This is a genomic window from Actinoplanes oryzae, from assembly GCF_030757795.1.
Taxonomy (GTDB): Bacteria; Actinomycetota; Actinomycetes; order Mycobacteriales; family Micromonosporaceae; genus Actinoplanes.
The window spans coordinates 1-21,235 of record NZ_JAUQWH010000074.1 but is presented as its reverse complement, the minus strand read 5'-3'; the positions used below and the strand labels follow the sequence as shown (position 1 = coordinate 21,235).

The window sequence follows — 21,235 nt, the reverse complement described above, 5'->3', positions numbered from 1 at the left end:
TACCCTGGGCGAGTGCTTGTGGTCGATGTACTCCTGATCGTGCTCATGCTGATCTTCGCGGTCAGCGGCTACCGGCAGGGTTTCGTCATCGGGGCGTTGTCGTTCGGCGGCTTCTTCAGCGGCCTGCTGATCGGCCTGCAGGTCGGCCCGTTGCTCGCGAACCAGTTCGAGAACCCGACCACCCGGCTGGTCGTGTCGCTGGTGACGATCTTCGCGCTCGCCGTGCTCGGGCAGACCCTGGCCGGCTGGCTGGGCACCCGGGTCCGCCGCGCGATCGAGAGCCGCCCGCTGCAACGCCTCGACGACGCGGGCGGAGCGGCGGTCTCCGTGGCGGCCGTGCTGCTCGTCGCGTGGCTCATCGCCGTACCCATGGGGTCGACGCCGTTCCCCGCCCTCAACGCGGCGGTGCGGGACAGCGCGATCCTCAACGGGGTCAACCAGCTCCTCCCCGAGGAGGCCCAGGCCCTGTCCTCCGGGCTGCGCGAGTCGCTCAACACCGACGGCTTCCCCGACGTGTTCGGCGGCCTGACCAGGACCAACGCCCGTCAGGTCGACCCGCCGGACCCGACCCTCGCCAAGTCCCAGGTCGTCGTCGACTCCCGCAAGTCGGTCATCAAGGTCCTCGGCACGGCACCCAGCTGCTCCCGCCGCATCGAGGGCTCCGGCTTCGTCTACGCCGACGAGCGCATCATGACCAACGCGCACGTGGTCGCGGGCACCAAGAACGTCCAGGTGGAAACGCAGGACGACCGCCTCGACGGCAAGGTCGTCGTCTACGACCCGGAGCGTGACCTGGCGGTCCTCTACGTGCCCGGCCTCAAGGCGCCGGTCATGCCCTTCGTGGAGCGCCCGGCCGGCACCGGGGCGAACGCCGTCGTGCTCGGCTTCCCGCTGGACGGCCCCTACCGGGCGGAGAGCGCCCGCGTCCGCGAGGTCAGCAACATCACCGGCCCGGACATCTACGACGCGGGCAACGTGACCCGCGAGATCTACACGATCCGGGCGCTCGTGCAGAGCGGCAACTCGGGTGGCCCGCTGGTCTCGCAGAACGGCGACGTGCTCGGCGTCATCTTCGCCGCGGCCGCGGACGACCGGAACGTGGGCTTCGCCCTGACCGCCAACGAGGCGGCAAGCACGGCCCGCCTCGGCACCCAGCGCACCCGCGGCGTCAAGACCGGCGACTGCGCTTAGCCGGGTCCCGGCGAAGCCTGCGCTTGGCCGGGGCCCGGCGAGGAGTCCACGCGCGAGGTGTCCACGACGAGACGCGCGTGCGCCGGAGGCGGGTAGACGCACAGCACTGCCCCACGAGCGCGCGACGCCCGCCCCGGCCGTGAGCGCACGCCCGCCCGCCTGGGCCGTGAGCGCGCGACCGCCCGCCCAGGCCGTCAGCGTGGGATCGGCCGCCTGGGCCATGAGCTCGGGGGCGCCCGCCTGGGCCATGAGCTCGGGGGCGCTCGCCTGGGCCGTGAGCGCGGGGCGCCCGCCCGTCACGAGCGTGTGGCGGCCGCCGGGTCACGAGCGTGTGGCGCTGGCCCGAGCCGTGAGCGTGTGGCGCTGCCCGGGCATGAGCGGACCCGTGGTCGAGGGGCGCTGGTCGGCGCGGTGCGGTCAGGCGGTGGCGAAGCGGCGGATGGCGAGTGCCGTGGCCAAGAGGGTGACGAGGAAGAGGGCGGCGGTGGCCCACCAGCCGGGGGAGTGGCCCGGGGCGGGGAGGTCGGCGCCGGCGATGGCGCTGCCGGCGTTGGAGCCGGGGACGCGGGCGCCGACCGTGCCGGAGCCGGTCGTGTCGGGGGCAGACTGGGCCTGACCGGCGCTCGGGGCGCTGCCGATGCGGGAGATGCCCGGGGAGGCCGTCGTGTCGAGCGGGTTGCGGGCGACCGCGGGCAGCTCGGCGGTGAGGGCGGCGGTCGGGTCGACCATGCCGTAGCCGTACTCGTCGTCGCGGCCCTGCGGGCCCAGGTCGCGGGCGGTCTTGATGATGCGGTTGACCACCTCGCCCGCGGGCATGGTCGGCCAGCGGGAGCGGATCAGCGCGGCCGTGGCCGACACCATCGGGGCCGCGAAGCTGGTGCCCTGCACCTGCCAGTAGCCCTCGGGGCGGGCGCCGACCAGGTGCGTGGAGGGGGCCGTGACCACGGTCTCCTTGCCCGTGATCGAGCCGGACCACAGCTCGGTGCCGTCCTTCTCCATGCCGGCGACGGCGATGACGCCGGGCTCGCGGGCGGGGTACCAGACGCCGGGCGACGGGGAGGCGCCGGCGTTGCCCGTGCAGGCGACCACGACGACGTCCTTGGCGAACGCGTAGTCGAGGGCGGCGGCCAGGGCGGCGCTGGTGCCGTTGCCGCCCAGCGACAGGTTGATCACCCGGGCGCCGTTGTCGACCGCCCAGCGCACGCCCTTGGCGACGATCATCGCGTCGTCGTACCTGTTCTCGCGGTCGAGGACGCGCACCGGCAGGATCTTGGCGTTGGGCGCGATGCCCACCACGCCCTCGTCGTCGTCGTTGCGCCCGGCGATGAGCGCCGAGACCGTCGTGCCGTGCCCGACGAGGTCGGTGTCGCCGTCGCCGCCGGAGTCGACCAGGTCCAGCCCCTTGAGCACCTGGCCCTGAAGGTCCTCGTGGTCCGCGTCGACGCCGGAGTCGACGACGGCCACGGTCACGCCCGTCCCGGTCGAGTAGGTCCAGGCGCCCGTGACGTGCAGCTTCTCCAGCTGCCACTGGTCGGCCCGGATCGAGTCACCCCGCAGCGGCTCGGCGAGCGGAGCAGCCCCGGCCGCGGCACCTCCCGCGCCGCCGTCCATGGTCCTGGCGCCGCCGGGCGCCGGTGCGGAGCCGGTCGTGGTCGCAGCGCCGCCGGGCGCCGGTGCGGAGCTGGTCGTAGCGTCGCCGAGCGCCGGTGTGGAGCTGGTCGTAGCGTCGCCGAGCGCCGGTGTGGAGCTGGTCGCGGAAGGCGTGGTCGCGGCGTCGAGTGCGGCGGCGGAAGTGGCCGCGGGCAGGGCGGGTGCGCCGGTGAGGCCGGCGCAGAGACAGGCAGCGGAGGTCGCGGCGGCGACGCGGGCGGGCAGCCTCACCAACGGGCACCGCCGTGGGCCGGGTGCGCCGCGCCGGCGTCACGTCGCCGGCGGCGGGACGCGCACGATGCTTCGCTTCGAGCTCTCACTGGTCAGCGGGCCGTTCTGATGATGGACACTGATGCACGGAGATTACTCCGAATCGGCGCATCGTTGCCCGTATCCGTGAATGCCGATCGCACGTCTTGTCCGTTCGGCCGGGTCCATGCCCCCGGGGACGCGCCGCGCGTACGGGAACGCGGCCGAGGCGGGCGGGACGACGCCCGGTCACGAGGGTGGATAGGGCGGCAGGTGCGCGAGCTGGACCAGCCGCAGCCCCTCGCGCCGGGTGACCAGCCGCCCCCGGCCGGGCGGCAGTGGCCCGGGCCGGGCGGGTCCGATGAGCGCGCCCTCGTCCGGCGGCCCGGCCATCACCAGGCCCGGCGATGACAGCTCGCGCAGGCGCTGGATCACCGGGTCGAACATGGCCCGCGCGGCACCCCCGGCACGCCGGGCGATGATCAGGTGGAGGCCGATGTCGCGGGCCTGCAGCAGGTGGTCGAGGATGGGCTGCAGGGGGTTGGTGCTGCCCGCGGTGACGAGATCGTAGTCGTCGACGAGGACGAAGAGCTCCGGCCCGCTCCACCAGGACCGGTCGCGCAACTGCTGCCGGTTGACGTCGGGGCCGGGCAGGCGGCGGTCCATGTAGCCGGCCACGTTCTGCATGAGCTCGAGGGTCTGCTGGGGCTGGATGCCGTACCCGATGCGGTGGTCGCTCTCGGGGAGGTCCATCAGGCTGCGCCGATAGTCGACGAGGATGATCCGCGCGTCGCGCGGCTCGAAGCGGCCGGTGATCGTGGTGGCGAGCGCGCGCAGGAACGAGGTCTTGCCGCATTCCGCGTCGCCGAAGAGGACGAAGTGCGGGTCGCTCGCGAAGTCGATCGTCACCGGGCGCAGGTCGGCTTCCGCGATGCCGATCGGCAGGTGCAGGCCGGTGCCGGCGTGCAGCTCCTCGTACGGCAGAGACGCCGGCAACATCCGAACCCTGGGCGCCGGCGGCCCGTGCCACGCCGTGGCGAGCCGCGTGGCGAGGCCCGGTCCCGTGGTGTCGTGCAGCTCCGGCCGTACGGTCAGGAAGTGCAGCCCGTCCCCGACGATCCCGCGCCCGGGCCGGTCGGGTACCTCGGCAGCGGCCCGGCGGTTGACAGCCGAGTCGGTGGAGTCGCCGAGGCGCAGCTCCACCCGCGTGCCGAACATGTCGCGCAGCGCCGGACGGTAGTCCATCCACCGGGGTGCCGCCGCCACGATGTGGATGCCGTAGGAGAGGCCGCGCGTGGCGATGTCCGTGATCGCGTTCTCGAGGTCGTCGAACTCGTTCCGGATCGTGGACCAGCCGTCCACGACCAGGAACACGTCGCCGAACGGGTCGTCCGCGTGCTCGCCCGCCGCCCGCTGCGCCCGGTAGCCGGCGATGTCGGTGCCCAGGTCGGCGAAGCGGCGCTCCCGCTCGGCCAGCAGGGCGGAGATCTCGCCGACGGTACGCCGCACCCCCACCGGATCGAGCCGCTGCACCACCCCGCCGACGTGCGGCACGTCCCGGATCAGGCCCAGCGCGCCGCCGCCGAAGTCGAGGCAGTAGACCTGCACCTCCGCCGGGGTGTGCGTGAGCGCCAGCCCCAGCACCAGCGACCGCAGCAGCGTGGACTTGCCGGACTGCGTGCCCCCGGCGATCGCCACGTGCCCGGAGCCGCCGGCGAGGTGCAGCCACAGTACGTCGCGTACCTGGTCACGGGGTTTGTCGATGAGCGCGACCGGGACGCGCAGAGCACCGTGCAGGTCGGGCCGCGCGGAGGACAGCCCGCGCGCCGGGTCGGTGGTCAGCGGCCCGAGCAGGTCGTCGAGGGTCGGCGAGTCCTCCAGCGGCGGCAGCCAGACCTGGTGCGCGGGCGGCCCCTCGCCGTCGAGCCGGTCGACGAGCACGTCCAGCAGTGTCGCCCCGAGGGCCGGGGTCACGTCGCGGGTCGTGCCGGAGGGGCGTACGGGGGGCAGCTGGGGGGTGGCCGAGAAGGGCAGGACCAGCGGCTCCCCGGCCCGGCGTGGCCCGGCGACGCGGCCGGTCGGGCGGTAGGGACCCGAGACGTACGCCGCCCGGAAGCGCACCAGCGGCTCGGTCCCGAACCGCAGGTAGCCGTGGCCGGGCGCGCGGGGCAGCTCGTACGCGTCCGGCACCCCCAGCACCGTCCGTGACTCCAGCGCCGAGAAGGTCCGCAGCCCGATCCGGTACGACAGGTGGGTGTCCAGCCCCCGCAGCCGGCCCTCCTCCAGCCGCTGCGAGGCGAGCAGCAGGTGCACGCCGAGCGACCGGCCCAGCCGTCCGATCTGGACGAAGAGGTCGATGAAGTCCGGCTTCGCGGAGAGCAGCTCGGAGAACTCGTCGCAGATGATCAGCAGGCTGGGCAGGGGCGGCAGGTCGGCGCCGCCGGCACGGGCCCGTTCGTAGTCGCGCCGGCTCGCGTAGTTGCCCGCCCGGCGCAGCACCTCCTGGCGCCGGACCAGCTCGCCGTCGACGGCGTCCACCATGCGGTCGACCAGGGGCAGCTCGTCGGCGAGGTTGGTGATCACCGCGGCGGTGTGCGGCAGCCGGTCCAGCGAGGCGAAGGTGGCGCCGCCCTTGAAGTCGATCAGCACGAAGTTGAGCGTCTCGGACGAGTGCGTCGTCGCCAGCGCGAGCACGATCGTGCGCAGCAGTTCGGACTTGCCGGACCCGGTGGCGCCGATGAGCAGCCCGTGCGGGCCCATGCCGTCCTGGGCGGACTCCTTGAGGTCCAGGTCGACGGGCGAGCCGTCCACGCTCAGGCCGATCGGCACCCGGAGCCAGTCGCGGTCCGGCCGGGGCTCCTGCCACACGGCGGCCACGTCGAGGGCGGCCGGGTCGCCGAGCGCGAGCAGGTCGGCCAGCCCCGCGCCGACGGGAGCCGGCGTGTCCGTCGCGGTGGTGACCACCCCGAGCCGCAGCGGCGCCAGCCTCCGCGCCACGGCCTCGGCCTCGGCCTCGCTGAGCCGGTCCGGCCTGCCGACGGCGGTGGCGTGCTCCATCCCGTACGTGTGCAGGGTCCGGCCCTCGCCCGTGTCCAGCACGAGCATGCCGCGATCGAGCAGGCGAGGCGGTGCTCCGAGGTCCAGCACGGTCACGCCGTCGATGCCGTCCTCGGACGGGTCTTCGCCGACGCCGTCGAGGACCAGGACGACGTGCGGGCCGGTGGGCTCCACGCCGGCCGGGTCGAATCGGGGCCGGTCGCCGAGCACGTCCTCGAGCAGGTGGCCGAGCTCGGCTCCCGAGGTGGCGAACAGGCGCAACGGCCCGGTCCGGTCGCTGCGGACGGGGTGCAGCGCGTGCGGGAGCCACTTCGCCCACTCCCAGCGGGCGCGCTGCTCGGCGCCGGTGCAGACGGCGATGACCAGGTCGTCCGGGGCGTGGAACACCGCCAGCTGGGTGAGGATCGCCCGGGCCAGCCCCGGCGCGCCGGACCCGCGCAGGAACACCCGCGAGAAGGCGCGCAGCGAGACGGCCACGGGCAGGTCCGGCACGACGGAGTACGTGTCCAGGAAGCGCCGCAACGCCCCGGCGGTCAGCGGCTCGAGGTCCTCGACCGGCCGCGTGACGGGCGGCACCAGCGGCGTGGCCAGGGTCTGGGGGCCGACGGCGACCCGGATCACCGCGAAGTCCGGGTCGGCGGGCCGCCGCTCCCACACGCGGTGACTGTCCACGGTCGACCACAGCCCGGCCGGGTCGGGATGGCGGTAGTAGAGGCCGGCACGTTGCCGGGCCACCGTGTCCCGGACGCGGCGGCGCAGCCCGGCGAGATGGCGCAGATAGTCGCGGCGCGCGGTCAGCATCTCGGCCTTGCGTGGTGTCCCGCTGCCGCCGAAGGAGGTGGCCAGCATGGCGAGCGACGAGATCCCGAAGAGGGCGCCGATCACATAGGACAGGGCGCCGCCGCGGCCCTGGCCCATGAGCATCGCCATCGCGACCGAGCCGCCGAGCATCGGCAGGGTCATGAACGCCTGCTGCCACCGGCTGCCGGACGCCGCGGGCACCTCCGGCGGCGGGTCGATCACCAGCTCGCCGGTGGGGATCTCGGGCGCCGGGCGGCGCGCGGCCCGCTTGACCACCACTGTTCCCACGCCGAGCTCCCCCCTGTTGGAAACTGAGAGCACTCGATACGTTACACAGCGCTCATGATAGCCTCAGGTTCGTCGATGGGAGGTGCCGTGAGCCTGGGCCTCGCCCGAGTCACGATCAGCGCGCCGCGGCGCCGCCTCGACGTCGCCCTGCCCGAGCACGTCCCGCTCGCCGAGCTGCTGCCCGAGGTGCTGCGCCACGCCGGCGAGGAGCTGGCCGACGACGGCGAGCGGCACGGCGGGTGGGTGCTACGGCGTACGGACGGCGCGCCCCTCACCCCCGCCGAAGCGCTCGCCGCGCAGGGCATCCGCGACGGCGAGGTGCTCTACCTGCGCCCGGCCCGCTCGGGCTGGCCGGAGCTCGAGTACGACGACGTGGTCGAGGCGATCGCCGACGAAGCCCGCCGCCGCAGCACGACGTGGACGCCGGGCGCCACCCGGGTCGCCACCCTCGCCGGGGCGGGCGTGCTGCTGGCCGTGGGCGCGCTCGCGGTGCTGGCGGCGGGTCCGGAATGGGGCCTGGGCGCGGGCGTCGGGCTGGGCGGTGCGGTGCTGCTCACACTGGCCGGGACGACGGCTTCCCGGGCGTACGGGGACCGGGCGGCCGGGGCGGTGCTGGGCGGTGCGGCGCTGCCGTACGCCTTCGCCGGTGGATCCGTCCTGATCCCCGCCGGCAGCGGTCCCTTTCCCGGGCTGGCCTGGCTCGACGGCCCGGGCCTGCTGACCGGAGCCGTTGCGCTGCTGCTTTTCTCCGTGCTCGCCGGCGCCGGAGTCGCCGCGGTGCGCAGAATCTTCGCCGCCGGGGTGACAGCGGGGCTACTGGCGGCGCTGGCGGCGCTGACCGGGCTGGTGACCTCGGCGGCGGGTGCGGCGGCGGTGCTGATGAGCGTGCTGGTGTGCGGGATAGGGCTGCTGCCGGTGCTCGCGATCCGGCTCGGTGGGGTGCGGGCGCCGGCGCCGGTTGGGCCGGACGACCGGCCGGAGGGCGGTGCCCCGGACCGGGCGCGGGTGGGTGTGGCGGTCGGGCGTACCGAGGAGGCGCTGGCCGGGATGCTGATCGGGCACGCCGTCACGGCGGCGGGGGCCTTCGTCGTGCTCGCCGCGGGCGGGACGGCGGCGCGCATCCTGGCCGGGCTGGCGGTGGCCGCGCTGCTGCTGCGGTCGCGGTTGTTCGTGACCGTACGGCAGCGGGTGCCCCTGATCGCGGGCGGCCTGATCGGGCTCTTCGCGCTGGGCACGGGCCTCGTGCGCGACGCCGGTCCGACGGTGCTGCTCGTGGCCGGCGCGGCCGTGGTGGTGCTGGCCGTGCTCGTCGTGGCGGCCGGGGTGGCGTGGTCCCGGCGGCCGCCCTCGCCCTATCTCGGCCGGGCGGCGGACCTGCTGGACAGCCTCGCGGTGATCGCGGTGATCCCGGTGGCGTGCGCGGTGGTGGGCCTCTACGGCCTGGTCTCCCAGGTCACCCTGTGAGCCGGGTGGTGAGACGCGCGCCGGGCCGGGGGCTCGGCTCGGAAGCCGGCCACCGGCCCGGTGCGGTGGTCGTGCGGGGTGGGCGGGACGGTGCCCGCCCGAGGGGCGTTCGCCCAGGCCGGTGGACGCCCGGAGAAGCTGCCCGGATCAGTGCTCGTCGTGCTCGCCGTGCTCGGCCTCGGCCGCCTCGGCGCGCTTGAACGAGGCGCGGATCTCCTCCTCGGCCTCCATGCGGCCGACCCACGTGGCGCCCTCGACCGACTTGCCCGGCTCGAGGTCCTTGTAGACCGTGAAGAAGTGCTGGATCTCCATGCGGTCGAACTCGGACACGTGGTGGATGTCGCGCAGGTGCTCCTGACGCGGGTCCTCGAACGGGACGCACAGGACCTTGTCGTCGCGGCCCTTCTCGTCCGTCATCCGGTACATGCCGATGGCGCGGGCGCGCACCAGGCAGCCCGGGAAGGTCGGCTCGGGGATGATCACGAGCGCGTCCAGCGGGTCGCCGTCCTGGCCCAGCGTGCCCTCGATGTAGCCGTAGTCGGCCGGGTACTGCGTCGAGGTGAAGAGCGTCCTGTCGAGCCGGATGCGACCGGTCTTGTGGTCGACCTCGTACTTGTTTCGGTGGCCCTTCGGGATCTCAACGAGAATGTCGAAATCCATAGTTCGCTCCCTTGTTCGCCCGGCCTGGTCACCGGCTGATGATCCGTGCGGCGGAGCGGGGGACTCGGCCCCGTCGGATCCGCGCGCACCGGTGTGCCGGATGTTTGTAGTGTCTCCTAAGTCTGCCGGTCCGTACGGAGGAGGGGCGTGTGGGGAGGCAAGATTCACAGAACACTCCCGAGTACGACGGCGTGTCGGAGTCGAAGCAGGGGCGGTCTCCGGTAGAGGGCGCCGGAATTGCCCCGGATGCTCCTGGTTCTCCGCGGGCGGCGGGCGGAACGTACGGTCGAGCGGCGGTTCCGGCCAGTGAGACACCGGCGGCTCCGCGGTTCCCTGGACAGTACGCCGCGGAAGCGCCTCAAGCCGGGCAAAGTGCTGTATCCGGGCAGCAGGTTCGGGGTGGCACGTACGGGACACCGGTGGCGGAGGCTGCCGAAGGACGCAAGCGGCGCTCCCGGCGTACGCTCGTGGTGTCGGGTCTGTCGGTTGTGGTGTTGCTCGTCCTCGCCGCGGCGGTGCTGGTCGTGCGGCCGGGACCCGTCGAGGGCTGGCTGTCGGCGAAACCGTCGGCGCAGCCCCGGGTCGTCCCCACGCCGGACCCGACCCCCACGCCGGTGCTCGTGGCGGCCGAGGCCGGCGCCACCGCCCCGACCGCGTCCGGCGTGGCGGCCGCCATCGGCCCGCTGGTCTCCGCGAAGTCCCTCGGCACCGCCAACATCTCCGTGGTCGACGGCCTGACCGGCGACGTCCTGTTCGAGAAGAACGCCGGCACGATGACCACGCCGGCCTCCACCACCAAGCTCCTGACCGCGGCGACCGTGCTCGCCGCGCGCGGCCCGGCCTACCGGCTGACCACGCGGGTTGTCGCCGGGGCGAAGCCGGGCGAGGTCGTGCTCATCGGCGGCGGCGACCCCACGCTCGCGGTCGACGCCGACGACCAGTTCCCCGGCGCGGCCCGGCTGGACAAGCTCGCCGCCCAGGTCAAGCAGGCCCTCGGCGCCCAGCAGCCGACCCGGGTGATCGTCGACACGTCGCTCTACACCGGGCCCGAGATGGGCACCGGCTGGGACGGCGGCCTGATCTCGGGCGGCCAGGTCGCCCGGATCCAGGCGCTGATGACCAACGCCGGGCGGGTCGAGCCCGTGCACAACGAGCGGGGCGGCGACCGGCGCTTCACCGACCCGGCGCTGGCGGCGGGCAGGGCCTTCGCCCAGCAGCTCGGCCTCCCGGAGAGCGCGGTGAGCAGGGGCAAGGCGCCCGCCGGCACCCAGCTGGGCGCGGTGCAGTCGCCGCCGCTGGTGCACATCGTCGACTGGATGCTGGAGCAGAGCGACAACGTCCTGGCCGAGGCCATGGCCCGGCAGGTGGCGCTCGCCGCCGGGCAGCCGGCGTCCTTCGACGGCGCCGCCAAGGCGATGGGCGACAAGCTCGACGAGCTGGGCCTGCCGGGCGAGGAGGCCGACCTGTACGACGCCAGCGGCCTCTCGCGGCACAACGGCATCAGCCCCGAGCTGCTGACCGACGTGCTCTCCCTCGCGGCGAGCGGCAAGAACCCGCAGGTCAGCTCGATGCTGGGCGGGCTGCCGGTGGCCGGCTGGTCGGGCACGCTGCGCACCCGCTTCGCCACCCCCGAGCCGAACCAGGCCGGGCAGGGGATCGTGCGCGCCAAGACGGGGTCGCTCAGCGGCGTCAACACGATGGCCGGGCAGCTGATGACCCGGGACGGGCGCCTGCTCCTCTTCGCCTTCATGGCCACGGGTGCGAACGCGATCGAAGCCCGGGCGGCCCTCGACAAACTCGCGACGACCCTGGTGTCCTGCGGCTGCAGTTGAGGGTTTTCCCGGGGTGGGCGGCTGGTCGTCCGCGGGTACGGTGGGTTCATGGCGCAGTTCGTCGACTGGGATCTGGCCGCCGCCACCGCGGGCGCGCTGAGCAAATCCGGCCCCGCGGTGTCCTACGAAGAAGCCACGCAGGTGGTCGCGCAGCTGCGCGAGCTCACCGACGAGGCCCGCCGGCACGTCGCGGCGTACACGGGTCTGACCCCGGTGACCGAGGGGCCGCCGGTGCGCATCGTCGACCGCAAGGACTGGGCCGCGGTCAACCTCGCCGGGCTCAAGGAAGTGATGATCCCGCTGGTCAGCCGCCTCTCCGGGGACAAGCAGCCGGGCCCGGTGGCCGACGCGATCGGCTCCCGCGTCACCGGCGTGCAGGCCGGCACCGTCCTGGCCTACCTGTCCGGCCGGGTCCTCGGGCAGTACGAGGTCTTCTCGGCCGAGCCGGGCCAGCTCCTGCTCAACGCGCCCAACATCGTCGAGGTCGAGCGCAAGCTCGCCGCCGATCCGCGCGACTTCCGGCTCTGGGTCTGCCTGCACGAGGTGACCCACCTCACCCAGTTCCAGGCCGTGCCGTGGATGCGGGGCTACTTCCTCGGCGAGGTCCAGGCCTTCGTCGACGCCTCCCAGGGCGGCGAGCACATCCTCGAGCGGCTGCGCCGCGGCGTCGCCACGCTGTCCGACGCCCTGCGTGACCCGGACAGCCGCTCCTCGGTGATCGACATCGTCCAGACGCCGGCGCAGAAGGCGGTGCTCGATCGGCTCACCGCGCTGATGACGCTGCTGGAGGGGCATGCCGAGTTCGTGATGGACGGGGTCGGCCCCGACGTCGTGCCCTCGGTCGACGCCATCCGCGCCAAGTTCAACCAGCGCCGCGAGGGCGGCAACCCGCTGGAGAAGGCCATCCGCCGGGTGCTGGGCATCGAGGTCAAGATGCGGCAGTACGCGGAGGGGCGCAAGTTCGTCCACGGGGTCGTCGACCGGGTCGGCATGGCCGGCTTCAACAAGGTCTTCGGCTCCCCGCTGACCCTGCCGCGCCTCGACGAGCTGGGCGACCCCGACGCGTGGGTCGCGCGGGTGCACGGCCCGGTGGGCCTCGCCTCGTAACGTGGCCCGCATCCCGGCGCCGGTCGCCACGATCCGCACCGCGGTCCGCCGGGCGCTGACGCCGGGATCGCCGGTGCTGGTCGCCTGTTCGGGTGGCGCGGACTCGCTCGCCCTCGCGGCGGCCGTGGCCTTCGTCGCGCCGCGCATGGGCGTGCCCGCGGGGCTGGTGACCGTGGACCACCAGCTCCAGGAGGGCTCGGCCGAGCGCGCCTCCTCGGTGGCCGACTGGGCGCGGTCGGTGGGCCTCGATCCGGTGGTGGTGTCCACCGTTGACGTGGGCTCCGCCGGAGGGCCCGAGGCGGCGGCGCGGGATGCCCGTTATGCGGCTCTGTCCTCGGTCGCGGGGGAGGCCGATGTGCTGCTCGGGCACACTCGCGACGACCAGGCGGAGACCGTGCTGCTGGCGCTCGCGCGGGGTGCCGGGCCGCGCGGGATGGCGGGGATGCCGTACCGGCGGGGGATTTTCGTCCGTCCCCTGCTCGACGTGTCGCGGGCCGACACGCGCAAGGCCTGTGCGGCGCTCGGCCTGGTCGCTTGGGAGGATCCCCACAACACCGATTCCGCGTACGCGCGGGCGCGGGTGCGATCGTCGGTGGTCCCCGCGCTGGTGGCCGCGCTCGGGCCGGGCGTGGTCGGAAATCTGGCGCGGACGGCGTCGTTGCTGGCTCTGGATGTCGCCGAGCTGGACCGGCAGGCTGTCGTGGCACTCGGCGCCGCGCGGTCTCCCGCCGGGCTGGCTGTCGGCGTTTTGTCGGCTTTGTCGCCCGCCATCCGCGGCCGGGTGCTGCACGCGTGGGCGTTGGAGCTCGGGGTGCCGGGGGCCGCGCTGTCCCATCGGCATGTGGCCGCGCTGGATGCTCTCGTGACCGACTGGCACGGTCAGGGGCACGTCGCGTTGCCCGGGGCTGTCCACATCGCGCGGCGGGCGGGTGATCTCGTGCGGGTGATCCTGTGACAGTTGTCACTGTCTGTGGCACGACCGGGTCGCTTGCGGGGTGTTTCGCCCGATAACCTGCGCTTGTCCCGGCACGGAGTGCTCCCCCCGCCCGCGCGCGACACACTTGATACGGCAGGCTTGACGACATGGCAGACGGCTCCTGGTACGACGCCGACATCGACCGCGTGATCATCTCCGAGGAGCAGATCCGCGAGAAGACCGAAGAGCTTGCGAAGCAGGTCGCCGCCGACTACGCGGACGCCGAGGGCGGCGTGCTGCTGGTCTGCGTGCTCAAGGGCGCGGTCATGTTCATGGCGGACTTCGCGCGTGCGCTCGGACGGCAGGGCCCGCCCTGCGAGATGGAATTCATGGCCGTCTCGTCCTACGGCTCCGGCACCACGTCCTCCGGGGTGGTGCGCATCCTCAAGGACCTCGACAGCGACATCAGCGGCCGGCACGTGGTGATCGTCGAGGACATCGTCGACTCCGGGCTCACCCTGTCGTGGCTGATGCGCTACCTGCAGTCGCGCGCGCCGGAGAGCGTCGAGGTCGTCGCGCTCTTCCGCAAGCCCGACGCGGTCAAGGTGCCGGTCCCGACCAAGTACGTCGGCTTCGACATCCCGAGCGAGTTCGTCGTCGGTTACGGTCTCGACTTCGCCGAGCGCTACCGCGAGCTGCCGTACGTCGGCGTGCTCAAGCCCGAGGTCTACGCCCGTAGCTGAACGTCTTCCCAGCTGACTCTCAGAAAACGCCCGATCGCCCCGTCCGCGGGAGGTATTGTCCGGCTTTACGGTAATTTTCGGGCGAACTTCCGGTGGTCCGGAGGTGGCGACCGGGCGGGCTCACGGAGTCGCGGAAGGCACCCACGGTGTACCGTCGAATGACCGATGGCGCAGAGTCACGAGCGCCGGCGGGGCCGGGCGTCGACAGCCGGGCTGCAGGGGGTTTGCCTCGCGGCCCGGCGGTTATTCGTTCCGGCAGCGTCTCCGCGGCTCGTTCGCCCTTCCCGGCGGCCGGCGGCGGGGATCCATAACCCAGGTGACCAGGACGCCGATCAGGAGGGTTCGGGCGCACTCCAGGCCCGACAACAGTATGGAACGTACGCGTTTCTTCCGCCGCCCGGTGGTCTGGATCGTTCTGGTGATCCTCGGTGCGATCGCGCTGAGCTCTTTCTTCACCAGTGGTCCCAGCTACCAGCGTGTCGACACTTCGGTGGTTCTCGAGCGGCTCAACCAGCCCGGGATCAAGAAGGTCATCCAGGAGGACAAGGAGCAGACGCTCCAGCTCGAGCTGGCCTCCCCGGAGCGGTTCGACGGCAAGACCACGGACAAGATCGAGACCCAGTATCCGTACGAGCTGACGGACGAGATCTGGAACGACGTCCAGGAGGCCAAGAGCGCGGGCCGGATCACCGGCACGGTCAACGCGACCGTCTCCGGCGACAACATCCTGCTCAGCCTCGTCGTCAACCTGCTGCCCATCGCGATCCTCGTGATCCTGCTGCTGCTGTTCATGTCGCAGATGCAGGGCGGCGGCTCCCGGGTGCTCAACTTCGGCAAGTCCAAGGCCAAGATGCTCACCAAGGACATGCCCAAGACGACGTTCGCCGACGTGGCGGGCGCCGACGAGGCGGTCCAGGAGCTGCACGAGATCAAGGACTTCCTGCAGAACCCGGCGAAGTACCAGGCGCTCGGCGCCAAGATCCCCAAGGGCGTGCTGCTCTTCGGCCAGCCCGGCACGGGTAAGACGCTGCTGGCCCGCGCCGTCGCCGGCGAGGCCGGGGTGCCGTTCTACTCGATCTCCGGCTCGGACTTCGTCGAGATGTTCGTCGGTGTCGGCGCCAGCCGCGTCCGCGACCTCTTCGAGCAGGCCAAGGCCAACGCGCCGGCCATCGTCTTCGTCGACGAGATCGACGCGGTCGGCCGCCACCGCGGCGCCGGCATGGGCGGCGGGCACGACGAGCGCGAGCAGACGCTCAACCAGCTGCTCGTCGAGATGGACGGCTTCGACACCAAGGGCGGCGTCATCCTCATCGCCGCCACCAACCGGCCGGACATCCTCGACCCCGCGCTGCTGCGCCCGGGCCGCTTCGACCGCCAGATCCCGGTCGACAACCCGGACATGGAGGGCCGCAAGGCGATCCTGCGGGTGCACGCCAAGGGCAAGCCGTTCACGCCCGACGTCGACCTCGACTCGGTCGCCCGGCGCACCCCCGGCTTCTCCGGCGCCGACCTGGCCAACGTCATCAATGAGGCCGCGCTGCTGACCGCGCGCCACGACAAGCGCGCGATCTCCAACGAGTTCCTCGAGGAGGCGATCGACCGCGTCATCGCCGGCCCCGAGCGCCGCACCCGGGCGATGAGCGACAGCGAGAAGAAGATCACCGCCTACCACGAGGGTGGACACGCGCTGGTCGCCTACGCGCTGCCGCACTCCGCCCCGGTGCACAAGGTGACGATCCTCCCGCGTGGCCGCTCGCTGGGTCACACGCTGGTGCTCCCGACCGAGGACAAGTACACGCAGACCCGCGCCGAGATGATCGACACGCTGGCGTACGCGCTGGGTGGCCGCGCCGCCGAGGAGCTCGTCTTCCACGAGCCCACCACGGGCGCCGGCAACGACATCGAGAAGGCGTCGGGCCTGGCCCGGGCCATGGTCACGCAGTACGGCATGAGCTCGAAGCTGGGCGCCGTCAAGTACGGCACCAACAACGACGAGCCGTTCCTGGGCCGCACCGCGGGGCACGAGCGGGACTACTCGGACAGCGTCGCCGCCGAGATCGACTCCGAGGTGCGCGCGCTGATCGAGCTGGCGCACGACGAGGCCTGGGAGATCCTGGTCGAGTACCGCGACGTGCTCGACAGCATGGTCCTGGAGCTGATGGAGAAGGAAACCATCACCCGCGAGGACATGGACCGCATCTGCGCCCGGGTGGCGAAGCGCGCGCCCATGTCGCCCTTCAACGGCTTCGGCAAGCGGCTCCCCTCGGAGGCGCCCCCGGTGCTCACCCCGGCCGAGCGCGAGAAGCTCAAGGCGCAGGCCGAGGCGGACGGTCAGATCGCGGTCGGCGGCGGCAGCAGCGCCACGCCGTCCGACATCAACCCGAACGGCAACGTGGAGGGGCACTGATCACCGACGCCAGTGCGACGGAGCCCGCGGACTCCGACGACGAGCTGGACTATCTCGCCGCGCGTCTGATCGACGGCAAGCTCACCGGCACCCCGGTCGAGAACGCCGTCGATCTGGCGCGCATCGAGAAGGCGGTCCGGGAGATCCTCATCGCGGTCGGTGAGGACCCGGACCGTGACGGTCTGCAGCGCACGCCGTCCCGCGTCGCCCGCGCCTACGCCGAACTTTTCGCCGGGCTGCGCGTCGACCCCGCGAAGGTGCTCACCACGACGTTCGAGGCGAACCACGAGGAGCTCGTGCTCGTCCGCGACATCGAGGTCATGAGCCTCTGCGAGCACCACCTGCTGCCGTTCAAGGGCGTGGCCCACATCGGCTACATCCCGGGCGTCGACGGGCGCATCACCGGCCTGTCGAAGCTGGCGCGTCTCGTCGAGGTCTTCGCCCGCCGGCCCCAGGTCCAGGAGCGGCTGACGTCGCAGATCGCCGACCTGCTCACCGAGAAGCTCGGCGCGCGGGGCGTCATCGTCGTGCTCGAGTGCGAGCACCTGTGCATGGAAATGCGTGGCATCCGCAAGGCCGGGGCCCGTACAGTCACCTCCGCCGTCCGAGGCGCCTTCCAGCGCGACGGCAAGGTTCGCGCCGAGGCCATGGCCCTGATCAACGCGAGGTGACCCCGTGCCGGTCGACCGGTTCAACCCGCCCGAGCTGCACGCGCCCGACGGCTACAGCCACGTGACGATCTCCTCCGCCGGGCGGCTGGCACACCTGGCCGGTCAATGCCCGGTCGACCCGTCCGACCAGGTGGTTCCGGGTGACATCCTCGCTCAGACGGATCAGGTCGTCGCCAACTGTCTGACGGCCTTGTCGGCGGCGGGCGCCACGGCTTCCGACGTGGTGCGATCCGTGGTCTACGTCGTCAGCGCCGACCACGTCGTCCTGGGCGACGTCTGGCGGCGGCTTGTCGCCTCCGACCTCGGACCGGCCTTCAGCACCGCTTCGACGCTGCTGGGAGTGACGGCGCTCGGGTATGCGGGGCAGCTCGTCGAGGTCGACCTGACCGCTGCGCTTCCGGCCTAGACGATCATGCGGTAGGCGTCGGCGCTGTCGATGGCGGCGCGGGCGAGGGTGGCGGCCTCGTCCATGCGGGTGCGGGCCTGCTCGAGGTGGGCGATGGCGGCCGCGACCGAGGGGTGCAGCGAGCCCACCGCCGTGATGCGCAGGCGGGCCAGGGCCTCGTCCAGCTGCTCGTTGACCTGCTGGATGCCGGTGATCGCCCGCTGGGTGCCGTCGACACTTGCCGCGACGTTGGCCTTGACCTGCTCGACGCTCGCCATGGTTCGACTCCTATCTGATGAAGGCCAGCAGGCCCACGCCCATGCAGGTGAGCAGGACGGGCGTGAGGCAGATGATCGCGCCGGCCAGGGGAGTCCGGTCCACTTTGGCCCCGTCGTCGCCCGCGCCGCCGCCGGCGCCGCCGCTTCCGCCGCCGCTTCCTCCTCCGCCTCCGCCGTAGACGAATCCGATCGTGAGCCAGCCGAGGCCGAAGGCGAGCACGGGCATGCTGAGCCCGCACAGCAGGGCGTAGGTCGGGAGCGAGCCCGAGGGCGCCACCAGGTACAGGACGATCTGGATGATCAGGACGGCGGCGGCGAACGGGCCGTAGATGAGCAGGTTCCGGGCCAGGGGACGCAGGGCGACGGCCGGGGCCGGGCCGAGCATGCCGGCGTCGGCGGCGTCGGCTGCGGCGTACGCCTGCCGGAGGGCCGCCAGGATCGCCGCGGGACCGCCCGCCACCGCCTGAGCCGCCAGGGCCTGCTCGGCGGGCTGGGGCACCAACTCCTGCTCCGGGACGCCGAGATCGCCCACCAGGCGGGCGCGCTGGGGCGCCAGGCGCGCCTGGACGGCGGCCAGCTCCTGCTGCGCGGCCTGAACGGTGGCCGCCTGCTCGCCCGCCGCCGAGGACGCCGCACGGCGCAGCGCGTCCAAGCGTTGCGCCGCCGCGAGGTAGTCCGCCCAGGGGCCGGGTTCGTCACTCATCGCTCAGCCTCGGGGTCTCGCAGTGGTTCACGCATCGGGGTCGGGTCGGCTTCACGTGTCGGGGTTCGGTCGGCTTCACGCGCCGGGGTCGGGTCGGCTTCACGTGTCGGGGTTCGGTCGGCTTCACGCGCCGGGGTCGGGTCGGCTTCACGTGTCGGGGTTCGGCCGGCTTCACGCGCCGGGGTTCGGTCGGCTTCACGCATCGGGGTCCGGCTCGGCGAACGGGACGATCGTGACCGTGCGGTCGGCGTGGCGGTCATGGAAGAGCGCGCGGTTGTCGCGAGGCTGCCAGTCCAGCTGCCGGCCGAGCATGAGCGCCACCTCCTGACCGGGGACGTTGAGGAAGACCAGACCGGCCACGTCCTCGCGGCCCGTGCTGCCCCCGGTCTCCTCCGAGAACCGGCGCAGGCCCCGCCACCAGGAGAGCAGATGGGCGCCACGAGCCGGCCCCTCGCGCAACAGCGGGCGCAGCTTCGGCATCGTGCCGGGGGCGGCCGCGTCCAGGCCGAAGACGACGCGGTAACCCGGCTGGCCGGGGTCCAGCTCCGCGGGCAGGGCCGCCGCGTCCGCCACGACCACCTCCTGCCGGTGGGCTATCTCGGCGGCCAGCTCCTTGACCAGCTCGTCGCCCTCGGCCACCAGCGACGACAGGACGAAGCGAGCTGTGCGCGGCGGGTGGAAGGCGGCCACGCTCCGGGCGGCCGCGGCGAGCACCTCGGCGCCGCGCGGCTGGGAGCCGAACACGGCCAGGTGCCGGCCCGGCGACGCGTCGAGCGGGAACGCTGCGGTGGACAAGGCCACGTCGATGACCCGGCCCACGAGCGCCGCCGGGCGCCCGCCACGGCCGGCGAGGGCGGCACGGTAGGTGGGGTCGTCGGCGAGGTGCTGGTCGGCGTATCCGGCGAAGATGCGCGGCGGCGCGGCCTCGGGGTCACGGAGACCCCACAGCCGGTGCCGCAGGTCGCTGAGGGCCTTGCGGTCGGCGTGCGGATCGGGGAAGCGGACGACCCGCTCATGACCCCGGGTCGCGCCGCGCGGGCCGCCCAGACCGCCCGCCGTGTTGACCACCGCGGTGCCCAGGGGGAGGCCGGCGGCCGAGTCGTTCGTGGGCTCCAGCACGTCGCCGCCGCCCGGCAGCGCGATGCGGACCGGGAACTGGCCGAAGATCGAGTCGCGCTTGGCGTACAGGGCCTCGACGCCGAGGACGGTCTGGCTCGCGAGGACGAGATGGATGCCGTACGAGCGGCCCTTGCGCGCCAGGGACTCCAGCAGCTGCACGGCCTCCCCGGCCGTCGTGTCGTTGCCGGCCAGCAGCACCTGGAACTCGTCGATGACGCAGAGCAGCCGCGGCATCGGCTTGCCCCGGCCCTCCTCGGCGGCCACGGCCCGCAGATCCGCGAATCGGGTCACCCCGGCCCGCTTGTACGCCACGGAGCGCCGGGTCATCTCGGCGTCGAGCTCGCGCAGGACTGCCAGCCCGTACTCCCGGTCGGACTCGACCCCGACGGCCCGGGCGTGCGGCAGCCAGGTCCTGTCCCGGGCGGTCGGCACGAACTCCGCGAACGAGATGCCCTCCTTGAAGTCGAGCAGGTAGAGGCCCAGCTCGTCGGGGCTGTAGCGGGCGCCGAGGCCGTAGAGCACGTTGATGAGGAAGGCGGTCTTGCCGGCGCCGGACCGCCCGCCGACCATCCAGTGTGGAGTCAAGTCGTTGAACCGCAGCACGACCGGCGTGTCCCCGTCGTAGCCGACCGTGGTGCCCAGGCCGTCGCCGGCGTCCCCGGTCCACTGCTCCTCCGGCGTCTCCGGCAACAGGTCGGCCAGCGTCGCCTGGCTCGCGGCGACCGAATGCGCCGCCAGCTCCCGGCACACGGCGTCGACCAGATGCGGAGGCGGATCCTCGTCCAGGAAGACCGGGGCGTTCAACCAGGTCGCCTCGGACACGGACCCGAAGGTGCCGCCCGGAGGATCACCGACGACGGCGTACGGGTTGCGGAGCGCGACCTGCGTCGTGCGGGGCAGCGGCGGCTGAGTGGTGTCGGCGGTCAGCGGAGGCGGCGGCCAGCCGGCCACGATCAGGTGCAGGCCCGAGTCCGGTCCCTGCTGGGCCAGGGCGGCTATGCGTACGAGATCGCCGCCCTCGGTCAACTCGGGAAGGCTGGCAATGACAATGACCAGCAGCCTGTCCCGCCGCCCACGCGCGCCCCGGGCGGGACGCAGCCACTTCTCCGCCTCGTTCAGCACCTCCCGCAAACCCTGCCGATCGGTCGCCGGCGGCGCCATGAGCCCCGCATCGGCCAACGCCTCGAACGGCGCGAAAACCGTGCCCCCGCCCGCGCCGTCGACGCCCCGCACAAGCAGCGACCCGGGCGGCGCCGCGGCCAACAGGCGCAGCAGCAGACTCCGCAGCAGGGCGGCCACCCGCTGATCCCGCCCGTCCGCGTCGACGGTCAGATGCCCGATGCCCAGCAACGGCACAATCGCGGGAAAACGCACATCATCGAGAGGCTGAGCCATCCCGATGCGAACAAACCGCGGCGGCAACTCCCCACCGAGCGGCGTGCTAGGCGACAACGCATCAAGCGGCGCCCCGAGCCAGCCGGGCGCCACCTCGGCCGCGGCCGCCCGCAACTGCTCGGCGACCCGCTGCTGCTCAACCAGATCAACACCCGGCTGAACCGGCCCCTCGAGCGCCGCCGCCGCCGCAGCCACGGTCGCCTGAGCCTGGCGGTGCAGGGCCGCGGCCTGACCGGTACGCCCCGTCGAATCCACCGCCACACCTCCGTATGTGCGCTCAAACCGTACCCTGCACCAGCCGACGGTCAATCTTCCCAGC

Annotated in this window: 16 protein-coding genes; 10 read left to right on the top strand and 6 right to left on the bottom strand. The window is 73.1% G+C overall.

Annotated elements, in window-relative coordinates:
• The first annotated feature begins 12 nt into the window (after positions 1-12).
• Positions 13-1,191, top strand: a complete 1,179-nt coding sequence (locus tag RBH18_RS23300; RefSeq protein WP_306211168.1) for a MarP family serine protease — start codon at positions 13-15, stop codon at positions 1,189-1,191.
• A gap of 417 nt (positions 1,192-1,608) precedes the next feature.
• Here RBH18_RS23300 and mycP read toward each other — a convergent pair whose 3' ends face one another.
• Positions 1,609-2,802 (bottom strand): type VII secretion-associated serine protease mycosin, encoded by a 1,194-nt coding sequence (gene mycP, locus RBH18_RS23295; RefSeq protein WP_306211216.1) that lies wholly within the window; start codon positions 2,800-2,802, stop codon positions 1,609-1,611.
• Between the two features lie 537 nt (positions 2,803-3,339).
• A complete protein-coding gene (gene eccCa, locus RBH18_RS23290) occupies positions 3,340-7,236 on the bottom strand; it encodes a type VII secretion protein EccCa (protein WP_306211166.1) in 3,897 nt (1,298 codons plus the stop codon).
• 87 nt (positions 7,237-7,323) lie between these two features.
• Between eccCa and eccD the strand changes: the two genes are divergently transcribed.
• Complete coding sequence (gene eccD / locus RBH18_RS23285; RefSeq protein WP_306211164.1) at positions 7,324-8,700, top strand: type VII secretion integral membrane protein EccD; 1,377 nt, start codon at positions 7,324-7,326, stop codon at positions 8,698-8,700.
• A gap of 147 nt (positions 8,701-8,847) precedes the next feature.
• Here eccD and RBH18_RS23280 read toward each other — a convergent pair whose 3' ends face one another.
• Positions 8,848-9,360, bottom strand: coding sequence for an inorganic diphosphatase (locus RBH18_RS23280; RefSeq protein ID WP_305787455.1), 513 nt, complete (start codon positions 9,358-9,360; stop codon positions 8,848-8,850).
• Between the two features lie 419 nt (positions 9,361-9,779).
• Here RBH18_RS23280 and dacB point away from each other — a divergent pair, with 419 nt between their 5' ends.
• The 7 genes from dacB (at position 9,780) to RBH18_RS23245 (ending at position 17,442) form a co-directional block, all read left to right on the top strand.
• Positions 9,780-11,192, top strand: coding sequence for a D-alanyl-D-alanine carboxypeptidase/D-alanyl-D-alanine endopeptidase (dacB, locus tag RBH18_RS23275; protein ID WP_306211161.1), 1,413 nt, complete (start codon positions 9,780-9,782; stop codon positions 11,190-11,192).
• Positions 11,193-11,240: 48 nt separating this feature from the next.
• Entirely contained in the window at positions 11,241-12,299 is a 1,059-nt protein-coding gene (locus tag RBH18_RS23270) for a zinc-dependent metalloprotease (RefSeq protein WP_306211159.1), read from the top strand.
• Between the two features lies 1 nt (position 12,300).
• Entirely contained in the window at positions 12,301-13,254 is a 954-nt protein-coding gene (gene tilS, locus RBH18_RS23265; RefSeq protein ID WP_306211157.1) for a tRNA lysidine(34) synthetase TilS, read from the top strand.
• A 128-nt stretch (positions 13,255-13,382) separates the two neighbouring features.
• A complete protein-coding gene (gene hpt / locus RBH18_RS23260; RefSeq protein ID WP_306211156.1) occupies positions 13,383-13,958 on the top strand; it encodes a hypoxanthine phosphoribosyltransferase in 576 nt (191 codons plus the stop codon).
• Between the two features lie 370 nt (positions 13,959-14,328).
• On the top strand, positions 14,329-16,365 hold the full coding sequence (gene ftsH, locus RBH18_RS23255) for an ATP-dependent zinc metalloprotease FtsH (RefSeq protein ID WP_306211154.1): 2,037 nt from the start codon (positions 14,329-14,331) through the stop codon (positions 16,363-16,365).
• Entirely contained in the window at positions 16,362-17,036 is a 675-nt protein-coding gene (gene folE, locus RBH18_RS23250; RefSeq protein ID WP_372338970.1) for a GTP cyclohydrolase I FolE, read from the top strand. Before ftsH ends, folE begins: the two co-directional genes overlap by 4 nt.
• Positions 17,037-17,040: 4 nt before the next feature.
• Positions 17,041-17,442 carry a RidA family protein gene (locus RBH18_RS23245; RefSeq protein WP_306211152.1) on the top strand — a complete coding sequence of 134 codons (402 nt, stop codon included), beginning with the start codon at positions 17,041-17,043 and terminating at the stop codon, positions 17,440-17,442.
• On the opposite strand, the gene RBH18_RS23240 is transcribed toward RBH18_RS23245, so the two are convergent.
• The 3 genes from RBH18_RS23240 to RBH18_RS23230 form a co-directional block, all read right to left on the bottom strand.
• A complete protein-coding gene (locus RBH18_RS23240) occupies positions 17,439-17,699 on the bottom strand; it encodes a hypothetical protein (RefSeq protein ID WP_306211150.1) in 261 nt (86 codons plus the stop codon). The two genes, RBH18_RS23245 and RBH18_RS23240, sit on opposite strands and share 4 nt — an antisense overlap.
• Before the next feature lie 10 nt (positions 17,700-17,709).
• Entirely contained in the window at positions 17,710-18,402 is a 693-nt protein-coding gene (locus tag RBH18_RS23235; protein WP_306211148.1) for a hypothetical protein, read from the bottom strand.
• Positions 18,403-18,597: 195 nt separating this feature from the next.
• Positions 18,598-20,877 (bottom strand): FtsK/SpoIIIE domain-containing protein, encoded by a 2,280-nt coding sequence (locus RBH18_RS23230; protein WP_306211146.1) that lies wholly within the window; start codon positions 20,875-20,877, stop codon positions 18,598-18,600.
• Here RBH18_RS23230 and RBH18_RS23225 point away from each other — a divergent pair.
• A partial coding sequence (locus RBH18_RS23225; RefSeq protein ID WP_306211144.1) for a hypothetical protein occupies positions 20,854-21,235 on the top strand: 382 nt, incomplete at its 3' end. The two genes, RBH18_RS23230 and RBH18_RS23225, sit on opposite strands and share 24 nt — an antisense overlap.